Origin of the sequence: Chryseobacterium salviniae (assembly GCF_035819015.1) — a bacterium.
Lineage (GTDB): Bacteria > Bacteroidota > Bacteroidia > Flavobacteriales > Weeksellaceae > Chryseobacterium > Chryseobacterium salviniae.
Genome location: NZ_JAYLAA010000086.1, coordinates 1 through 2254, shown reverse-complemented (window position 1 = coordinate 2254; position 2254 = coordinate 1). Strand labels below are relative to the sequence as shown.

1 protein-coding gene and 1 pseudogene are annotated in these 2254 nt (G+C 49.4%); both read right to left on the bottom strand.

The features are described 5' to 3' along the window. Nucleotides 1–145: pseudogene (locus SOP96_RS20045) on the bottom strand (SprB repeat-containing protein); the annotation flags it as partial. A gap of 90 nt (nucleotides 146–235) precedes the next feature. Beyond that, nucleotides 236–2254 (bottom strand): beta strand repeat-containing protein (locus SOP96_RS19905; protein ID WP_411912001.1); only part of this gene is annotated, 2019 nt, incomplete at its 5' end.

The following is a 2254-nucleotide window of genomic DNA, read 5'->3' as shown; positions in this document are numbered from 1 at the left end:
TACATGTATAGGTTCCGGCAGATAGTCCTGTAGCCGTTGCTGCAGTTCCTCCTGATGGAGACCATGAATATGTATAAGGTGCTGTTCCGCCTGAAACGTTAACAGTTGCTACTCCTGTAGATCCGCCATTACATGCGATATTCGTCTGGGAAGTAGTCGCACTTAGAGCCGTAGGCTGCGTTACTGTGGCGTTAACTGTTGCGGTACATACGTATTCAACAGTGCATGTTACGGTTTACGTTGCAGCTGCTAACCCTGTTCTGTCTTCGGTTGTGATTCCGCCACCCCAGTTAAAGGTGTAAGGTGCTGTTCCGCGAGGTTGTGTTAATGTGATTGATCCCATGGAAGCACCGTTCAATGAAACCTTGGTAACTACCGATGTACCGCTTACTGCGCTGGCAGGCTGCGTTACTGTTGCGTTAACTGTTCCTGTACATCCGTTTGCATCCGTGATGGTTACGGTGTACGTTCCAGCTGCTAACCCTGTTCTGTCTTCGGTTGTGATTCCGCCACCCCAGTTAAAGGTGTAAGGTGCTGTTCCTCCTGCTGGTGTTAAATTGATTGCTCCATTGGAAGCGCCGTTACATACTACGTTGGTTACTACCGTTGTCCCGCTTACTGCACTGGCAGGCTGCGTAATAATGAATGTTCTGGTTAATGTACATGCATTGGCATCTGTAACAGTCACAGTATAGGTTCCGGCGGATAGTCCTGTAGCCGTTGCTGCAGTTCCTCCTGATGGAGACCATGAATACGTGTAAGGTGCTGTTCCTCCTGAAACGTTAACAGTTGCTACTCCTGTAGATCCGCCATTACATGCGATATTCGTCTGGGAAGTAGTCGCACTTAGAGCCGTAGGCTGCGTTACTGTGGCGTTAACTGTTGCGGTACATCCGTTTGCATCCGTGATGGTTACGGTGTACGTTCCAGCTGCTAACCCTGTTCTGTCTTCGGTTGTGATTCCGCCACCCCAGTTAAAGGTGTAAGGTGCTGTTCCTCCTGCTGGTGTTAAATTGATCGCACCATTGGAAGCGCCGTTACATGCTACATTCGTTACTACCGTTGTGCCGCTTACTGCGCTGGCAGGCTGCGTAATAGTGAATGTTCTGGTTAATGTACATGCATTGGCATCTGTAACAGTCACAGTATAGGTTCCGGCGGATAGTCCTGTAGCCGTTGCTGCAGTTCCTCCTGATGGAGACCATGAATACGTGTAAGGTGCTGTTCCTCCTGAAACGTTAACAGTTGCTACTCCTGTAGATCCGCCATTACATGCGATATTCGTTTGGGAAGTAGTCGCACTTAGAGCCGTAGGCTGTGTTACCGTTCTGCTTACTGTTGCGGTACATCCGTTTGCATCCGTGATGGTTACGGTGTACGTTCCAGCTGCTAACCCTGTTCTGTCTTCGGTTGTGATTCCGCCACCCCAGTTAAAGGTGTAAGGTGCTGTTCCTCCTGCTGGTGTTAAATTGATCGCACCATTGGAAGCGCCGTTACATGCTACATTCGTTACTACCGTTGTACCGCTTACTGCACTGGCAGGCTGCGTTACTGTTGCGTTAACTGTTCCTGTACATCCGTTTGCATCCGTGATGGTTACGGTGTACGTTCCAGCTGCTAACCCTGTTCTGTCTTCGGTTGTGATTCCGCCACCCCAGTTAAAGGTGTAAGGTGCTGTTCCGCCAGTTGGTGTTAAATTGATTGCTCCATTGGAAGCGCCGTTACATGCTACATTGGTTACTACCGTTGTACCGCTTACTGCACTGGCAGGCTGCGTTACTGTTGCGTTAACTGTTCCTGTACATCCGTTTGCATCAGTGATGGTTACGGTGTACGTTCCAGCTGCTAACCCTGTTCTGTCTTCGGTTGTGATTCCACCACCCCAGTTGAAGGTGTAAGGTGCTGTTCCACCAGTTGGTGTTAAATTAATTGCTCCATTGGAAGCGCCGTTACATGCCACGTTGGTTACTACTGTAGTTCCGCTTACTGCGCTGGCAGGCTGCGTTACTGTTGCGTTAACTGTTCCTGTACATCCGTTTGCATCCGTGATGGTTACGGTGTACGTTCCAGCTGCTAACCCTGTTCTGTCTTCGGTTGTGATTCCGCCACCCCAGTTAAAGGTGTAAGGTGCTGTTCCTCCAGTTGGTGTTAAATTGATTGCTCCATTGGAAGCGCCGTTACATACTACGGTTTTTACGAACTGGGTCCCGCTTACTGCACTGGCAGGCTGCGTAATAATGAATGTTCTGGTTAA